This window comes from Sphingomonas sp. 2SG, assembly GCF_005503285.1.
Classification (GTDB): domain Bacteria; phylum Pseudomonadota; class Alphaproteobacteria; order Sphingomonadales; family Sphingomonadaceae; genus Sphingomonas; species Sphingomonas taxi.
This window is the reverse complement of sequence record NZ_SCMZ01000027.1, coordinates 27,869-43,559: the sequence shown is the minus strand read 5'-3', so window position 1 is coordinate 43,559 and position 15,691 is coordinate 27,869. Positions and strand designations below refer to the sequence as shown.

Annotated in this window: 14 protein-coding genes; 9 read left to right on the top strand and 5 right to left on the bottom strand. The window is 68.1% G+C overall.

The window, feature by feature from the left end:
* Window positions 1–8 precede the first annotated feature (8 nt).
* From FFS23_RS12345 to FFS23_RS12325, 5 genes are read left to right on the top strand one after another with little or no spacing between them, the layout of a single operon-like run.
* Window positions 9–1,358 carry an LLM class flavin-dependent oxidoreductase gene (locus tag FFS23_RS12345; RefSeq protein WP_137898826.1) on the top strand — a complete coding sequence of 450 codons (1,350 nt, stop codon included), beginning with the start codon at window positions 9–11 and terminating at the stop codon, window positions 1,356–1,358.
* Window positions 1,355–2,539: a M20 aminoacylase family protein gene (locus FFS23_RS12340; RefSeq protein WP_137898825.1), complete on the top strand. Its 1,185-nt coding sequence runs from the start codon at window positions 1,355–1,357 to the stop codon at window positions 2,537–2,539. Before FFS23_RS12345 ends, FFS23_RS12340 begins: the two co-directional genes overlap by 4 nt.
* Window positions 2,540–2,556: 17 nt before the next feature.
* Complete coding sequence (locus tag FFS23_RS12335) at window positions 2,557–3,123, top strand: GNAT family N-acetyltransferase (RefSeq protein ID WP_137898824.1); 567 nt, start codon at window positions 2,557–2,559, stop codon at window positions 3,121–3,123.
* Window positions 3,120–4,832, top strand: coding sequence for an amino acid ABC transporter permease/ATP-binding protein (locus FFS23_RS20720; protein ID WP_137898823.1), 1,713 nt, complete (start codon window positions 3,120–3,122; stop codon window positions 4,830–4,832). Before FFS23_RS12335 ends, FFS23_RS20720 begins: the two co-directional genes overlap by 4 nt.
* Window positions 4,833–5,744 (top strand): ABC transporter substrate-binding protein, encoded by a 912-nt coding sequence (locus tag FFS23_RS12325; RefSeq protein ID WP_137898822.1) that lies wholly within the window; start codon window positions 4,833–4,835, stop codon window positions 5,742–5,744.
* 52 nt (window positions 5,745–5,796) lie between these two features.
* On the opposite strand, the gene FFS23_RS12320 is transcribed toward FFS23_RS12325, so the two are convergent.
* Entirely contained in the window at window positions 5,797–7,185 is a 1,389-nt protein-coding gene (locus tag FFS23_RS12320; RefSeq protein ID WP_137898821.1) for an APC family permease, read from the bottom strand.
* Between the two features lie 121 nt (window positions 7,186–7,306).
* Between FFS23_RS12320 and FFS23_RS12315 the strand changes: the two genes are divergently transcribed.
* Complete coding sequence (locus FFS23_RS12315; protein WP_171009469.1) at window positions 7,307–9,802, top strand: TonB-dependent receptor plug domain-containing protein; 2,496 nt, start codon at window positions 7,307–7,309, stop codon at window positions 9,800–9,802.
* 442 nt (window positions 9,803–10,244) lie between these two features.
* Here the strand turns inward: FFS23_RS12315 and FFS23_RS12310 are convergent, their stop codons facing one another.
* Window positions 10,245–10,523: an NAD-binding protein gene (locus tag FFS23_RS12310; protein WP_137898819.1), complete on the bottom strand. Its 279-nt coding sequence runs from the start codon at window positions 10,521–10,523 to the stop codon at window positions 10,245–10,247.
* 32 nt (window positions 10,524–10,555) lie between these two features.
* Here FFS23_RS12310 and FFS23_RS12305 point away from each other — a divergent pair, with 32 nt between their 5' ends.
* Window positions 10,556–12,013 (top strand): S41 family peptidase, encoded by a 1,458-nt coding sequence (locus FFS23_RS12305; protein WP_249340657.1) that lies wholly within the window; start codon window positions 10,556–10,558, stop codon window positions 12,011–12,013.
* Between the two features lie 233 nt (window positions 12,014–12,246).
* Window positions 12,247–12,528, top strand: coding sequence for a hypothetical protein (locus FFS23_RS12300; RefSeq protein WP_038658237.1), 282 nt, complete (start codon window positions 12,247–12,249; stop codon window positions 12,526–12,528).
* A 172-nt stretch (window positions 12,529–12,700) separates the two neighbouring features.
* On the opposite strand, the gene FFS23_RS12295 is transcribed toward FFS23_RS12300, so the two are convergent.
* From FFS23_RS12295 to FFS23_RS12285, 3 genes are all read right to left on the bottom strand, one after another.
* Window positions 12,701–13,330 (bottom strand): hypothetical protein, encoded by a 630-nt coding sequence (locus FFS23_RS12295; protein ID WP_137898818.1) that lies wholly within the window; start codon window positions 13,328–13,330, stop codon window positions 12,701–12,703.
* Window positions 13,331–13,353: 23 nt separating this feature from the next.
* Window positions 13,354–13,656 carry a hypothetical protein gene (locus FFS23_RS12290; protein ID WP_137898817.1) on the bottom strand — a complete coding sequence of 101 codons (303 nt, stop codon included), beginning with the start codon at window positions 13,654–13,656 and terminating at the stop codon, window positions 13,354–13,356.
* Between the two features lie 144 nt (window positions 13,657–13,800).
* Window positions 13,801–14,070, bottom strand: a complete 270-nt coding sequence (locus FFS23_RS12285) for a GlsB/YeaQ/YmgE family stress response membrane protein (protein WP_038658230.1) — start codon at window positions 14,068–14,070, stop codon at window positions 13,801–13,803.
* A gap of 160 nt (window positions 14,071–14,230) precedes the next feature.
* Here FFS23_RS12285 and FFS23_RS12280 point away from each other — a divergent pair, with 160 nt between their 5' ends.
* A complete protein-coding gene (locus FFS23_RS12280) occupies window positions 14,231–15,691 on the top strand; it encodes a PAS domain S-box protein (protein ID WP_137898816.1) in 1,461 nt (486 codons plus the stop codon).

Sequence of the window (15,691 nt, the reverse complement as noted above, 5' to 3'; positions counted from 1 at the left end):
CGAATGCGATGAGCAGCCGGTCTTCGATCCCCTTCGGCCTCATGCTGCACGGTCCCGGCGGCCACATGCATGCCTGGAAGCACCCGAGCAATCCGGCCGACGCCAGCATCAACCTGCCGTTCCTCACCGGACAGGCGCTCAAGGCCGAGGCGAACGGCATCGCTTTCGCCTTCGTCGCCGACGGGCTCTACATCAACGAAAAGTCGATTCCCCACTTCCTCAACCGGTTCGAGCCGCTGACCATCCTGTCCGCATTGGCCACTTCGACCAGCCGGATCGGCCTCGCCGGCACCGTATCGACCTCGTACAGCGATCCGTTCACCGTCGCGCGGCAATTCGCCTCGCTCGATCTCATCAGCGGCGGCCGCGCCGGATGGAACGTCGTCACCTCGCCGCTCGAGGGATCGGGCCGCAATTACGGGCGCGCGCATCCCGATCACGCGCTGCGCTACGAGATCGCCGACGAATATCTCACCGTGGCGCAAGGGCTGTGGGATTCGTGGGACGACGACGCCTTCCCGCGCGACCGGACGAGCGGCACCTATGTCGACAAGGCGCGCTTCCGCCGGCTCGACCACAAGGGGCGGTTCTTCGCGGTCGAGGGGCCGCTCAACATCGGCCGGTCGCCGCAGGGGCAGCCGGTCATCTTCCAGGCGGGATCGTCCGAGGCGGGGATCGGGCTCGCCGGCAAGTTCGCCGATGCGGTGTTCACCGGTCCGGCGACGCACGACGAGGCGACGCGCTTCCGCGCGCAGGTCCGGGCAAGCGCGGTGGTGCATGGCCGATCCGCGGATCACGTCAGGATCTTCCCCGGCATCGCCGTGGTCACCGGCGCGACGGACGCGGCGGCGGAGGCGAAATTCGAGACGATCCGCAACCTGCTGACGATCGAGGATGCACTCGACTATCTCGGCCGCTTCTTCGACCATCATGATTTCAGCGCCTATCCGCTCGACGACCCCTTTCCCGATCTGGGCGAGATCGGCGCGAACAGCTTCCGCTCGACCACCGACCGGATCAAGGCGGAGGCGCGCGCGCTCGGCCTCACGCTGCGCGAGGTGGCGCTGCGCTCGGCGACGCCGCGACCGCATTTCCTCGGCAGCGGCGAAAAGGTCGCCGACGAGATCATCCGCTGGGTCGATACCGGCGCGGCGGACGGCTTCATCCTCGGCTTTCCCGTTGCCGGCGAAGGGCTCGACGATTTCGTGACGCATGTGCTGCCGGCACTCGAAGCGCGCGGACGCTACGACCGGGTGCTGCACGGCACGACGCTGCGCGACCATCTCGGCCTGCCCTATCGCGAAAGCCGCCATGCGGCACCGGCGACGGACGCCACCGATACGCGGCGCAGCGCATGACCGATACCGTGCTTCGCCGCAACGTCGCGCCCGTCCATGCCGCGATCGAGACGTTCATCGACGAATCGATCGCGCTGCGGCACGATTTCCATCGCCACCCCGAACTGGCGTGGGACGAACATCGCACCGGCGGGCGCGTCGCCGAGCTGCTGCGCGGCTGGGGCTATGCGGTCACCACCGGGGTCGGCGGCACCGGGCTGGTCGGAACGCTCACGCGCGGCGACGGGACGCGGTCGCTCGGCATCCGCGCGGACATGGACGCGCTGCCGATCGAGGAGGCGAGCGGGCTCGAGTTCGCCAGCGAGGCACCGGGCCGGATGCACGCCTGCGGCCATGACGGTCATACGACGATCCTGCTCACCGCGGCGCGCTATCTCGCCGAACAGGGCACATTCTCGGGTACGCTGCATCTGATCTTCCAGCCTGCCGAGGAGATCGGCCAGGGCGCGAAGCGGATGATCGCCGACGGCCTGTTCGAGCGGTTTCCCTGCGACGCGGTCTATGGCCTGCACAATTGGCCGGGCCTGCCCGCGGGCAAGCTCGGCTTCGTCGACGGGCCGGCGATGGCCTCGGTCGACTGGATCGGCATCCGCGTCGTCGGCAAGGGCGGCCATGGCGCCGCACCGCACGAGACGGTCGACCCGGTCGTCGCCGCCGCGCATCTGATCACCGCCTTGCAGACGATCGTGTCGCGCAACGTCGCGCCGCTCGACACCGCCGTGGTGACGGTCGGCTCGATCCACGGCGGCGACGCGGCCAATGTCATCCCCGATCACGTCGATCTCAAGCTGACCGTCCGCACCTTCCGCCCCGAGGTGCGCGACGCGTTGCAGGCGCGCATTCCCGAGCTCGCGCGGCAGGTGCTCGCCGGCTTCGGCGCGACCGCCGAGATCGAGCAGCGGCCCGGTTTCCCCAGCGTCATCAACCATCCCGCCGAAACCGCCTTCGCGCGCGATGTCGCGACCGGATTGTTCGGCGCGGAGGGGCTGATCGCCGACCTCGCGCCGCGCACCGCGAGCGAGGATTTCGCCTTCATGCTGCAGGCGCGGCCGGGCAGCTTCCTGTTCGTCGGCACCGGCGACGGCGCGCCGCTGCACAGCCCGCGCTACCGCTTCAACGATGCCGTCATCGCGCCCGCCGCCGCCTTCTGGGCGCGGCTCGCCGAGACCTATCTGTCCTAAATCCGGAGGATCGTCCGATGTCCACCGCCCCTGCCACGTTGCATGCCGGCGCCGCCGCCGCGCCGCCGGGATTTGAACAGGACCGGATCGTCCCATCGTCGCCGCGCGATCCGCTCGCCCACCCACTGCTCGAAGGCTTGCTCGGCGAATACGACCGTCGTTACGGCGACCTGCCCGATCATGCCGGTGCCGCCGAACAGGAGGTCTATCACCGCTATCCGGCGGAGGCGTTCGAGCCACCGCACGGCGCCTTCCTGCTCCTCCTGCGCGACGGCGAGCCCATCGCGGGCGGCGGCTTCATGCGCCACGCCGATCCGCTCACCGCCGAGCTCAAGCGGATCTGGACCGCCGACCGCCACCGGCGGCAGGGGCTGGCGATCCGCATCGTCACCGCGCTGGAGGCGGAGGCGGCACGGCTGGGCTATACGCGCGTCTTCCTCACCACCGGCTTCCGCCAGCCCGAGGCGGCGGCGCTCTACCACCGGCTCGGCTATACGCCGCTCTACGATCCGCAGGCCGATCTCGCCGTGCTGTTCAAGCTGCCCTTCGAAAAGGCGCTGGCGAAGACGGTGCGCGACGCATGACCGCCGCCGTGCTGCCGTCCGATCACCACGCCGCGACCGGCCGCTACGACCATCTGCGCATCGTCCCGGCGCGCTATCCGGCGCGGACTGCAGGAACGGTCATCGCGGTGATCCTGATCGCGTCGATCGCCGCGTCGATCCTCGGCAATCCGCGCTGGGGCTGGCCGGTGTTCGCGCAATGGTTTCTGTCGGAACCGGTGATCGCCGGGCTGGGGCGGACGCTGCTGCTGACGGTGCTCGGCACGCTGTTCGGGTCGCTGCTCGGCACCACGCTGGCACTGGCGCGCGTGTCGGGATCGCCGCTGCTCGCCGGCGTGGCGTGGGGCTATATCTGGCTGTTCCGCTCGATCCCGCTGATCGTGTTGCTGCTGTTGCTCAACAATCTCGGCTATCTCTATGCGACGATCGGCCTCGGCGTCCCGCTGACCGGGATCACCTTCGCGTCCTGGTCGACGACCGCGCTGATCAGCCCGTTCAGCGCCGCGGTGATCGGGCTGACGCTCAACCAGGCGGCCTTTTCGTCGGAGATCATCCGCGGCGGCATCCTGTCGGTCGATCATGGCCAGCGCGAGGCCGCCGCCGCGCTCGGCCTGCCGCGCCGCCGTCAGATCTTCGGCATCGTGCTGCCGCAGGCGATGCGCAGCATCCTGCCGCCCGCGTTCAACGAGATCATCAATCTCGCGAAGGGGACGTCGGTCGTCTACATCCTCGCGCTGCCCGAATTGTTCTACACGGTGCAGGTCATCTACCGGCGCAACCTCGACGTCGTGCCGCTGCTGATGGTGGCAACGGTCTGGTATCTCATCATCCTCACCGCGCTGTCGGTGGTGCAGCGGCGGATCGAGCGGCGGTTCGCGCGCGGGGCCGCCGGCACGACAGCGCGCGTGTCCTCACCCTCGCCCGCCCGCCCGCAGGCGGCAACGCCGCGGGTGCCGCTGCCGTTCGTGCGCGGCGGCACGGTGGTGGTAGAGCGCGTCGCCAAGAGCTTCGGCGCGTTGCGCGTGCTCGACGACGTGTCGTTCACCGCGCCATCGGGCAGCGTCACCGTCATCCTCGGCCGCTCGGGTTCGGGCAAGTCGACGCTGCTGCGAACGATCAACCATCTCGAACGCGTCGACGAGGGGTTCATCGCGGTCGACGGCGCGCTGATTGGCTACCGCCAGCAGGGCGAGCTGCTGTTCGAGCTCAAGGAGCCCGAGATTCTGCGCCGCCGTGTCGACGTCGGCATGGTGTTCCAAGGCTTCAACCTGTTTCCGCATCTTACCGTGCTGGAGAATGTGATCGAGGCCCCGGTCAGCGCGCGCGGCCGCCCGCGTGCCGAGGTCGAGGTGGAGGCGCGCGAATGGCTCGCGCGCGTCGGCCTGTCCGAGAAGGCGGACGCCTATCCGCGCCACCTGTCGGGCGGCCAGCAGCAACGCGTCGCGATCGCCCGCGCGCTCGCGCTCAAACCCAAGGTATTGCTGTTCGACGAGCCGACCTCGGCGCTCGACCCCGAACTGGTCGGCGAGGTGCTCGACGTCATCAAGGAGCTGGCGCGATCGGGCACGACGCTGATCATCGTCACGCACGAGATCGGGTTCGCACGCGAGGTCGCCGATACGATCGTGTTCATGGACGCCGGCCGCATCGTCGAGACCGGCCGGCCCGACCAGATCCTCACCCGGCCGCGCGAGGCGCGGACCGCCGAATTCCTCTCCAAGGTCCTCTGAATGCGGCTGATCCTCACCACGATCCTTGCGCTGACGCTCGTCTCGCCGGGCTGCAAGCCGCCGCCCGATGCGGCAGGGCCGCAGGACGCACCACCGATCCGCGCGAAGAAGGTCGATGCGGTGATCGCGCGGCTGCCCAAGCCGCTGCGTCTCGCCGAACCGGGGACGCTGACCGTCGCGATGACGGTCGGGCAATTGCCGCTCGCCGATTTCGCCGCCGACGGCACCACGGTGATCGGCACCGAGCCCGACACCGCGCGACTGATCGCCGACAGCCTCGGATTGAAACTGCATGTCGTCCCGGTCGCCTGGGCGGATTGGCCGCTCGGGCTGGAATCGGGCAAATATGACGCGGTGCTGTCGAACGTGACGGTGACCGAGGAGCGCAAGGCCAAGTTCGATTTCTCGACCTATCGCAACGACCTGCTCGGCATCTACACGCGCAGCGACGGGCCGGTGAAGGCGGTCAACGCGCCGCGGGACATCGCCGGCCTGTCGGTCGCGGTGGGCGCGAGCACCAACCAGTCGCAGATCCTCGATCGCTGGAACGCGCAGAATATCGCCGCCGGGCTGAAGCCTGCGAAACCGCAATATTATGACGATACCGGGATCATGCGGCTGGCGTTGCTGTCTGGCCGCGTCGACGTGTCGTTCGACCCGAACTCCACCTCCGCCTGGGCGGCGCGCGACGGCAAGACGCGCAAGGTCGGCAGCTTTTCGGGCGGCTGGCCGCTGGCCGCGCAGGTCGCGGTGGCCACGCGCAAGGGATCGGGACTCGCCGAGCCGATCACCGCGGCGCTCAACGCGCAGATCGCCAACGGCACCTACGCGCGGCTGCTCAAACGCTGGGGCCTCGAGGCGGAAGCGATCGACCGGTCGCAGACGAACCCGCCCGGGCTGCCGAAGAGCTGAACGACAGGATCGCGGCTCGCCTAAAGCCGTCCGGCGCCCCACGCGGCGTTCGTCAGTGGACGCATGCGCCCTCGCGAGCGTCGCGGCGCGCGGCGTAGCGGTGCAGGATCCACCGTGCGACCAGACCGATGACGATCGTACCGAAGCTGGTCAGCGCGCCGATCGGGCCGACATGGACGACGCTGGCGCGAAGGATGTAGAGCGCGACTCCGGCGAAGATCGCCGACAACAATAGCGCGAACGGCATGCGATACGGCCGCACCGCCGCCGGGCGCTTGCGGCGCAGGATCGGCACGGCGAGCGCGCTGAGCGTCAGGAACAGCCAATAGACCGGCGACATATAGTCGACCATCGTCGCAAAGCCGGTCGGCGTCAGGGCACCCCACACGATCAGCAGCAGCGTGATGACGGTCTGGAGCAGGATCGCCGCGCGCGGCACGCCGCGCGACAGGTCCCAGCCGGCGAGCCGTTCCAGCCCGGGCGTGTCGGCGGCCGCGGCATAAAGCGTGCGCCCCCCGACGATGAGCAGCGCGTTGAGCACCGCCATCGTCGCCAGTCCGACCGCGGCGACCATGATCGTTTCGCCCGTGCGCCCGAATACGGCGAGCATCACCGCGGCGGCAGGCGCGTCGCTGGTCGCGAGACCGGCGCTGCCCAGGACCTGCAGATAGGCCCAGTTGGCGACGAGGTAGAGTGCGGTGACCGCGCTCATCCCACCGATCAGCGCGCGGGTCATGTCGCGCGGCCGTCGCACCTCGGCCGAGAGCGTCGCGGCGTCGTTGAAGCCGCCATAAGCCAGCATGACATAGACCATCGCCACGCCGAAATCGGGTGTGCGATACGAGCCGGAGGCCGGATGATGCCCCACGCCGCCCTGCAACGTCAGCCACAATGCGGCGCCGCCGACCGCGAGCAGCGCGACGACGTCGAGCAGGACGAACACCACTTCGCTGCGCGCACTCGTCCGTAACCCACGCAGGTTGATCGCGCTGAGCGCAACGACGAGGGTGCCCGCGAGGATCGCGCGCGCAGTGCCGTCCATCGGGATCATCTCGCCGAGATAATCGGTCCCGACGAAGGCGAGCATCGCGGCCGAGGCGGTGAAGATCACCGCAAAGCGCGACCAGGCGAACAGGAACGCGATGGTGTCGCCATAGGCCTCCTTGAGGAAGCGATAATCGCCACCGGGATGCGGAAAGGCCGAACTCAGTTCGGCGTAACACAGCGCCCCGATCAGCGCGACGATGCCGCCGATCGTCCAGGCGGCATAGACGGCGGATGCGGATCCCAGTGCGCTGCCGACGAACGACGCCGAGCGGAAGATACCGGCGCCGACGACCATGCCCATCACCACCGACGACGCCTGCCAGGGGCCGATCAACCGGCGCAGCGGCATGTCGCGCTCGGCGCCGGTCGGCAAGAAAGACCCGGATTCCGTCATGTACGTCCCCGTTCAGCCCCAGCCGAAGGGCCGGGAAGTTTTTGTTACGGGTCCGTTATCAATCCTTGCCAATTCCGACCAGTCAAATGGGATATCGGATTGCAAGACGACGATGGGGGACATGATGAGGATGATGCGGCAGCGGCTGCTCGTCGGGGTCGCGGCCATATGGCTGGTCGCCGGCGGCAGCGCACGGGCGCAGGAAGCGCACCCGGATGACGACGGCGAGGCTGCCCGGGCGGATATCACCGTCATCGGCACGCGCGCCGCGGGACGCGGCACCACCGACAGCCCGGTTCCGATCGATGTGATCCGCGGCGACGCGATCCGTCAGGCCGGCGCGAACGGCGAACTCGCCCAATCGCTCGCCACGTTGCTGCCCGCGTTCAACTTCCCGCGCCAGTCGAATTCGGGCGTCGGCGACACCGTGCGCGCGGCGCAGTTGCGCGGTCTTTCGCCCGATCAGATCCTCGTGCTGGTCAACGGCAAACGCTATCATCCCACCGCGACGACGGCGCTCGACGCCAAGATCGGCCGCGGCACGGCGCCAGTGGATTTCAACACGCTACCCGTCGGCGGCGTCGCGAGGCTCGACGTGCTGCGCGACGGGGCGGGCGCGCAATATGGCTCGGATGCGATCGCCGGCGTCGTCGATATCGGTCTCGACCGGCTCGACCATGGCGCCGCCGCCGGCATCACATATGGCGGAAACGTCACCCGGCCCGATGCGCTCGACCGGACGCTGCACGACGGGCGCACCGCCGTCATCGACCTGAAGGCCGGCACGCGGCTCGGCGAGACCGGCTTTCTTACCCTCGGCGGCGATTATGGCCGGCAGCAAGGCACCAACCGCGCCGGCTATGATCGCGGCGGCCAATATCTGTCGAACGGCAGCTATGCCGATCCGCGCAATGACGCATTTTTCGGGCGGCGGCTGTTCAAGGTCGGCGATCCGCGGGTCGACAGCGGCCATCTGTGGTTCAATGCCGAAAGCGCGGGCGACGACGGCGTGACGCTCTACAGCTTCGGCATCCTGCATCTGCGCGAAGCGGCCGGCGCCAATTTCTTCCGCTGGCCGGTCATCGTCGACGGCAAGGGCGACGATTATGTCGCGCCCGGCCAGCCGGGCAACGGGTTCCTCCCGCAAAGCCTCGTCCGCAACGGCGACCTTTCGGTCACCGCTGGCGTGCGCGGCATATTCGGCGGGTGGAAGGTCGATGGCAGCGTCACCTATGGCGGCAACTGGATCCGCTATCGGCTGCGCGACTCGCTCAATTATTCGCTCGGTGCCGCCAGCCCGACCGCCTTCCTGCTGTCCCGAACCCGCTCGGATCAGCTCGTCGGCAATCTCGACGTGTCGCGGGACTATGACCTCGGGCTGGCCTCGCCCGTCACGCTGGCGGCGGGCCTCGAATATCGGCATGAGCGCTGGCGCTCCCGCCCCGGGGATGCCGCCTCCTATGCGGTCGGACCGCTCGCCGATCCGGCGTCGCTGGGATTGCAGCCGGGGGCCCAGGCCGGTCCGGGGTTGACCCCGGACGATGCCCGCTCGCTGGGGCGCGACGTCGTGGCCGGCTATGCCGAAGCCTCCGCCGACCTGCTGCCGGGCGTGCTGGCGGATGTGGCGGGACGGATCGAACATTATTCGGATGCGGGCACCGCGGTGGCGGGGAAGGCCGCCGTGCGCTGGGCGATCGCACCCGGCCTCGCGGTGCGCGGATCGGTGTCGAACAGCTTCCGCGCGCCGGGCCTCGCGCAGCTCGGCACCTCTGCCACCTCGCTCAGTTTCGGCGAGGGCGGGCAGCTGCGCCGCGTCTCGACGCTGCCGGTGGACAGTCCGGCGGCGCGCGGACTGGGCGCGCGCGACCTGCGACCCGAGCGCAGCGTCAACCTGTCGGGCGGGATCACCACCACGCCGGTGCCGGGACTGCGGCTGTCGGTCGATGTCTTCCAGATCCTGATCGACGATCGCATCACACTGTCGGAACGCTTCGATCTGTCCGCCGTGACGCCGTCGCGGCGCAGCGCGCTCGGCCTCGCCACCTATGATGCGATCAATTTCTTCACCAACGCGGTCGACCTGAAGACGCGCGGGATCGATGCGGTCGCGGACTATCGCCGCACCTACGGCGGCACCACGATCGGACTAAGCGCAGCCTATAGCTATGCCAGGAACACGATCCGTCGCGTCACCGCGCCGCCGGCGCAACTCGCCGCCAACGGCATCGGCGGCGGGCTGATCGGGCTGGAGGAGACCAATACGCTGGAGACCGCCGCACCACGCGACAAGATCATCCTGTCGGCGGATGCGGCCCGTGGCGCGGTCTCCGGTCTCGTGCGCGGCGTCCGCTTTGGATCCGTCGAACACGTCTTCGATTTCGGCGGCGGCTTCACGCCGCGGCAGCGGTTCGGGGCGGCATGGTCGCTCGATGCCGAGCTGTCGCTGGCCGTGCGCCGCGGACTGACCGTGAGCGTCGGGGGAAACAACCTGCTCGACCGCTATCCCGATCGGTCGATCGACGATTTCAACGGCGCGGGCAATCTGGCGTACGACCCCTTGTCGCCGATCGGGATCAACGGCCGCTTCCTCTATGTACGCGCGCGGGTGACCTTATGATCCTCCCGAGCCTCGTCGCGGCGATCACTGGTCGCGGCGCAGATTGCGCCGGACGGAGCGCAGGACCGTGCCGCCCATCTGCTGGTGGACCTCGTGGCGATCCCGTCAGTCAACGGCAAGCCCGCCGTAAGGGCAGTCGCCGAGAGGCACGCGCATAAATCCTGCAAGCCGGCTTCACACCGACGGGAGTCCCGTTCCTGTTCTATAGGCAAACGATCGCGCCCATCTTGCGCCCGCGTGCCGAACGGCCATGCGGGGGTGTGATCTTGTTGCCCGGTCATTTGGACGTGGTCTGGCGCATCGCGCGGAACCTGCTGCAGATATGATCTTCCGATTAACCTTATGGATTATGGATCAGCGCAGCGTTTTCTCCGGAGCGCGTTGTCCATCGGCTTGCTCAGGCGACCGACCGGCAGGCTGTCGGCGCGCGTCTCGACGCGCGTCACGCCAAGAACGAGGCGGCGATATCCGCGTCGCCATGCCCGGCCGCGATCACCCGGCGAAAGCGTTCCAGCCCCGCCGCCGCCAGATCGACCTGCACCCCGGTCGCCGTCGCCGCATCGATAACGAGCTGCGCATCCTTGGCGCCATTCTCGACCGAGAAGCTCGGCGCGAAATCGCCCGCCAGCATCGCCTTGCCCTTGGCGTGGAGATAGCCATAGTCGAGCGGCCCGCCCGCCACCGCCTCGAACAGCAAGGCCGGGTCGACGCCCGCCGCGATGCTCGACGCGACGCCGGAGGGCTATTGAGGACATGACCATGCACAAGGGCTTGATCGCACTCACCATTCCGTTGCTAGCCGCCGCAGCTGAGCCGCCCCGCGACTGGTCGGCAACGCTGCGGGCCGATGCGATCGCGTTCCACGACGCGATAGCGGCGAACCATCCGGGCCCGGTCAATCGCCTCGACCCCCGTTTCACCGAGCGCAATGATGCCGGGCTCGCACTGGCGCTGCGCCGGGCGGCGAACGCACGCGACTATCCTGCCTATCTGTGGGCGATGCGCGCTTATGTCGCTGGCTTCGACGACGGCCATGTCGCGTTCGATGTCAACCAGCCGGTGCCGCTGCCGCTGCGCTGGCCGGGTTTCCTCACCACGGTCGACGGTGCCGAGCGGGCGGTGGTTGTCACCCGCGCCGACGACGTTGCCCTGCCGCTTGGCGCCGAGCTGGTAAGCTGCGACGGCATCCCCGCGAAGACCCTCGCCATGCGGAACGTCGGCGATTTCCGCGGCCGCTGGAGTCTTTTCAGCCAGCGGGCCTCAACCGCGGGCCGCCTGTTCATCGACGCGGGCAACCCGTACGTCCGTCGCCCCGCACGCTGCCGCTTCACGGTAGACGGCAGATCGCGCGAGGTCGTGTTGCAATGGCGCGACCTGCCCGACGCTGAGTTCGACACCCGCTTCGCGGCGGCGAGCCCGCGCGCGCATCCCGAGATCGGCGGGACGACGCTGCCCGATGGCACTCGCTGGTTCACGCTCTCAGGTTTTGACAGCGACCCTATGAGTAAGGATGCCAAAGCTCTGGTGCCGCTAATCGCCAGCATGAAGGTCGATGCCGCAGGGCTCGCGGCGGCGCCGCGCATCGTGCTCGACCTGCGCGGCAACAATGGCGGCTCGTCCGACTGGTCGAGACAGGTCGCGACGATCCTATGGGGCGCCGCTGCGATTCGGAGGCTGCCATCGGATAGCGACGCGGTCGACTGGCGCGTGTCGCCAGGCAATCTTGCGACGATCGACGGCTATCGCTCCGCCTGGCGAGCGGCGCCGGACGCTTCGCCCGAGGCGATGCGCTGGGGGGATCGTGTCTCTGCGGGGCTCAACAGCGCGCTCGCGCGCGGCGACACGCTGTGGCGGGAGGCCGACGAGGAGGCCGCGGCGCCGGCCACCGATATTGGGGCTCCCGTGCTGCCGCCGAAGGGCCGGGTGTACGTGCTGACCGACCTCGGCTGCGCGTCCGCCTGCCTCGACGCGGTTGACCTGTGGACTGCGCTCGGCGCGGTGCAGATCGGGCAGGAGACGGGCGCCGACTCGCTCTATATGGACATCCGCCGCGTCCCCCTGCCGAGCGGCTTCGCGCAGGCGATCGTGCCGATGAAGGTCTATCGCGGCCGCAAGCGCGGATCGAACGTCCCTGCGGTGCCGGTTCACCGTTACACCGGCGACATGCGCGACACTCCCGCGCTGCAACGATGGGTCGCGAGCCTCTCGTGAGCGCACTGGACTGGGGCGCCAGGGAAAGGCGGATCCGAGCGCTGCGAATGCCATAATTTGCCCGGGCGAGGTGGCGCGCGGTCGACAGATCGGTGCGCGATCGCCAAGTGTAGCCGAGCTGGAGCGCTCGGTCGCTCTCTACGCAGTCTTGCCCTATCGGAATGGCCGGCCCGACGAGCGGCAAAGCGAGGGCTGCTCTCCCGCACTCGCCGCCACTGCGCTATCCTGCGGCAATGGCTAGGAAGAAGCGCTACCTGACCGCGACGATGGCCGACGGCTATGTAAAGACGATCGGCCCCACGGCTGCGCCTTTCACCCATTACTGGCGTATCGTCGCGCATCTTCACAATGGCAGGACCGAGGTGTTCTGGGGTCACACAGCATCCGCAAAGGAGGCGGCCAGCAAGAAGGCCTTACTGGAAGAAGCGGCGAAGCGGCACGGATGGAGGCGTTTCGACTTTGAGGTCGTCGAACTTGAAGAGCATTCCCGCCTCAAGCTTCGCGGTTCAGCTTAATTACAGTGAACGGCGCTCGGTCGAGCAGGCTGAGCAGCCGGGCACGGCGATCTCATTCAAGCTGTCAGATGTGCCCGCTGACGAGTACGATCCGCCTAATCGTGACGAGTGACCACAGCGCCTCGCGGGTTACTGTCCGCCCCCGCCTTTCGACGGGAGCCGACAGCCGTGTTCAGAAGCGCGCCGGCTGCGCATAGCGGGTACGCTCCTCGCGCACCTGATCGAGCGTATAGGCAGGAGCATCCGGGTCGAACGAGTTCCAACCGTTCTCGCGATAGCTGGCGCCGCGAGTCGCTGCCGTCACCGAGCCGTTCCGGTCGAGCACGGCTTCGGCTTCGCCGACCAGCGCGTCCGGCACTTTGGCGCTGACCAGCGAACCGCCGCGACGAACCCCCTCGGCATAGACGTGAGCGTCGTTCTCGTCATGCCCGGCGTCCTTGAGCGCGCCGACGATGGTGCCCGTCGCCGCGCCACCCGCCGCGCCGATGCCGGCTCCGGCGGCCGTTGCCGCAAGCCAACCGGCAGCGACGATCGGCCCGAGCCCCGGGATGGCGAGAAGCCCGAGGCCTGCGAGCAGACCGCCCGCGCCACCAAGCATCGCGCCGGTCGATGCGCCGCGGCTGACATCGCCGTGATCGTTGACTCCCTCATCATCATGCGTGGCATGGTCGGCATGATGCCCGTCGGCGTTGCTGGCAACGATGCTCAGATCATCGTGCGCAATCCCGAGTTGCTCCAGATCGCGGACTGCGGCAGTGGCATCCGCATAATGGTCGAACAGGCGCGTAACGGTCTGTGACATAACATCTCTCCTCATCAATTCGGTCAGCGCGTCGTGATGTTGCCCTTGTAGTCCAGCATCACCGTGAGCTGCTTTCCGCCCTTCGTCGCCGCACCCTGCCAAAGGCCATTCTGCTTGGTCAGCTTCGAAGCGAGCTTGTAGCCCGCTTTCGCAAAGCGACCGCGCGCCTGATCCTCAGTAAACGAATTGGCGCCCTTGGCAGGCGCTGCGACGCTATGCGGCGCGCCGTTCTTTACCGCCGGGTTATGGGAGCCGGCCTGGGTCTGCGCCGGCGCGGCGCTGGCGAACAGGGCGACGGCCGAGGCGGCCACCAGATATCGAACCATAAACTCTCCTGGGTTGATGTTGTGGTCTTCATGCGGGGTCTGCGACCGGCCCGCGTTCGGGGGACCGATCGACGGTTCCGCACGGGCGTCGGCCCGACCGTGTCGCCCGCCCCTTTCGGGCGGGACGCACGGCCGGGCTGTCGCTCAGCGCACCGCGCCGCGGCGAAAGAGATTGATGATCGCCAGCAGCACCACCGCGCCCAACAGCGACACCACCACGGACTGGATGCTGATCACGCCGCTGGTGATCGGTGCGCCGCCGATCAGCGGCGTAATCAGGAAGCCCGCGAGCATGGCGCCGACGATGCCGACGACGATGTTGAGGAATATCCCCTGCTGGCCGTCGGTGCGCATGATCATGCTCGCCACCCAGCCGATCAATCCGCCGACGATAAGAAGTACAATCAGTCCCATGGTGGTTCCTTCACATCATGATTTCGTGGTCGCTCAACGGGCGACGGCACGATGATGTTCAGATCGGCACCGGATCGCAGGCCGGGGCTATTGGTGCGCCAGCACTAATCGGACTAGTGCCGATCGGGAACGTCGACGCTGCCCGAGCGCTTGTAAGACCATGGCTTCACCCGCATCCTCGCCGACGTTCCGCCACCTCAAACAGCTTATGGCGCAATTGCTGGACGGCGTGATCCTGCTCGATGCCACCGGCGTGATCCTGAGTGCCAACGCCGCGGCACTGCGCATGCACGGGATCGAAAAGCTCGAAGATCTGGGTATGACCGCCGAGGGCTATGCCGAACGCTTCACGCTCCGCTCCGGCACTGGCCGGCGGCTCAAGCGCCGCGAGTATCCGCTGTTCCGGCTGCTCGCCGGGGAAAGCTTTCCGGACGAAATCGTCGAGGTGATGCCGGCCGGCGAAGACGAGGTGCGCTGGGTGCATCAGGTTCGCGATGTCACGATGGATGTGGATGGGGGAGAGCCGGACTATCTCGCGCTCGTTCTCTGCGATGTCTCCGCACGATTCGATGCCGAAGCACGGTTCAAGGCGATGTTCCAGGCGAACCCGGCACCGGCGCTGGTCGTGCGCCTGTCCGATCTGCGCGTGATGCGGGCCAATCAGGGATTCCAGTCGCTGACAGGGTTCAGGGAGGACGACCTTAGGGGCAAGGCGCTGTTCGGCCTGGAGCTGCTCGACGGCCTCGCGGACGCAAAAGAGGTCAGGGCGTTGATCGAGGAGGGACGGGTCGTACCCCAGGCCGAAGCCGAATTGCTCACGGCGGATGGATCGCGGCGGCTGGTCTTGTTCGCCGGCCAACCGATCGACGTCACGCAAGAGGACGCGCTGCTGCTCACCTTCGCCGACCTTCAGCCGCGACGCGAGGCGGAACAGGCGCTCGCCGCCAGCGAACGACATCTTCTGACCGTGTTCGAGATGGCCCCCGTCGCCATGGCGGTCACGCAAGGCGCCGACGGGTCGATCACCCGCGTCAACGCGGCGTTCCGGGCACTGACGGGATATGACAGCGCAGAGCTGACCGCGCTGACGACGGATGGCCAGGGCGTGTGGGACGTGCGCGACGCCTATCACGCAGCGGACCGGCTCGTCGCGGAACACGGCACGCTGCGACATTACGAAGCGCGTCTGCGGTCACGTGCGGGCGGATTGATCGACTGCCTCGTTTCGGGCGAATCCATCAACGTCGATGGCACGGATTGCGTGCTGTGGGTCTATCAGGACGTGACCGAGCGCCGCCGCGACGAACTCGAACTGGCCAGAGCCATCGACGAGGTGATGCAGGATACGAGCTGGTTGAGCCGATCGATCCTCGACAAGCTCGCCACCCTCCGCCGCCCACAGACGCAATCCCCCGCCGAAGATCTTAGTTCCCGCGAGCGGGAGGTGCTCGGCCTGATCTGCGACGATCTGGACGATAGCGCCATTGCCGAGCGCCTGAGCCTGTCGCGCAACACCGTGCGCAACCACGTCGCGAGGATCTACTCCAAATTGGGGGTGAGCCGGCGCAGCGGCGCCGTCATCTGGGGCCGGGAACGCGGAATGGGCTCCCACGGCTCATAG

Coding starts and splice junctions, on each gene's coding strand:
- FFS23_RS12305 (WP_249340657.1), top strand. CDS start 10,556: ATGACCATGCACAAGGGCTTGATCGCACTCACCATTCCGTTGCTAGCC.
- FFS23_RS12315 (WP_171009469.1), top strand. CDS start 7,307: ATGATGAGGATGATGCGGCAGCGGCTGCTCGTCGGGGTCGCGGCCATA.
- FFS23_RS12340 (WP_137898825.1), top strand. CDS start 1,355: ATGACCGATACCGTGCTTCGCCGCAACGTCGCGCCCGTCCATGCCGCG.
- FFS23_RS12320 (WP_137898821.1), bottom strand. CDS start 7,185: ATGACGGAATCCGGGTCTTTCTTGCCGACCGGCGCCGAGCGCGACATG.
- FFS23_RS12325 (WP_137898822.1), top strand. CDS start 4,833: ATGCGGCTGATCCTCACCACGATCCTTGCGCTGACGCTCGTCTCGCCG.
- FFS23_RS12285 (WP_038658230.1), bottom strand. CDS start 14,070: ATGGGACTGATTGTACTTCTTATCGTCGGCGGATTGATCGGCTGGGTG.
- FFS23_RS12300 (WP_038658237.1), top strand. CDS start 12,247: ATGGCTAGGAAGAAGCGCTACCTGACCGCGACGATGGCCGACGGCTAT.
- FFS23_RS12280 (WP_137898816.1), top strand. CDS start 14,231: ATGGCTTCACCCGCATCCTCGCCGACGTTCCGCCACCTCAAACAGCTT.
- FFS23_RS12335 (WP_137898824.1), top strand. CDS start 2,557: ATGTCCACCGCCCCTGCCACGTTGCATGCCGGCGCCGCCGCCGCGCCG.
- FFS23_RS12290 (WP_137898817.1), bottom strand. CDS start 13,656: ATGGTTCGATATCTGGTGGCCGCCTCGGCCGTCGCCCTGTTCGCCAGC.
- FFS23_RS20720 (WP_137898823.1), top strand. CDS start 3,120: ATGACCGCCGCCGTGCTGCCGTCCGATCACCACGCCGCGACCGGCCGC.
- FFS23_RS12295 (WP_137898818.1), bottom strand. CDS start 13,330: ATGTCACAGACCGTTACGCGCCTGTTCGACCATTATGCGGATGCCACT.
- FFS23_RS12345 (WP_137898826.1), top strand. CDS start 9: ATGAGCAGCCGGTCTTCGATCCCCTTCGGCCTCATGCTGCACGGTCCC.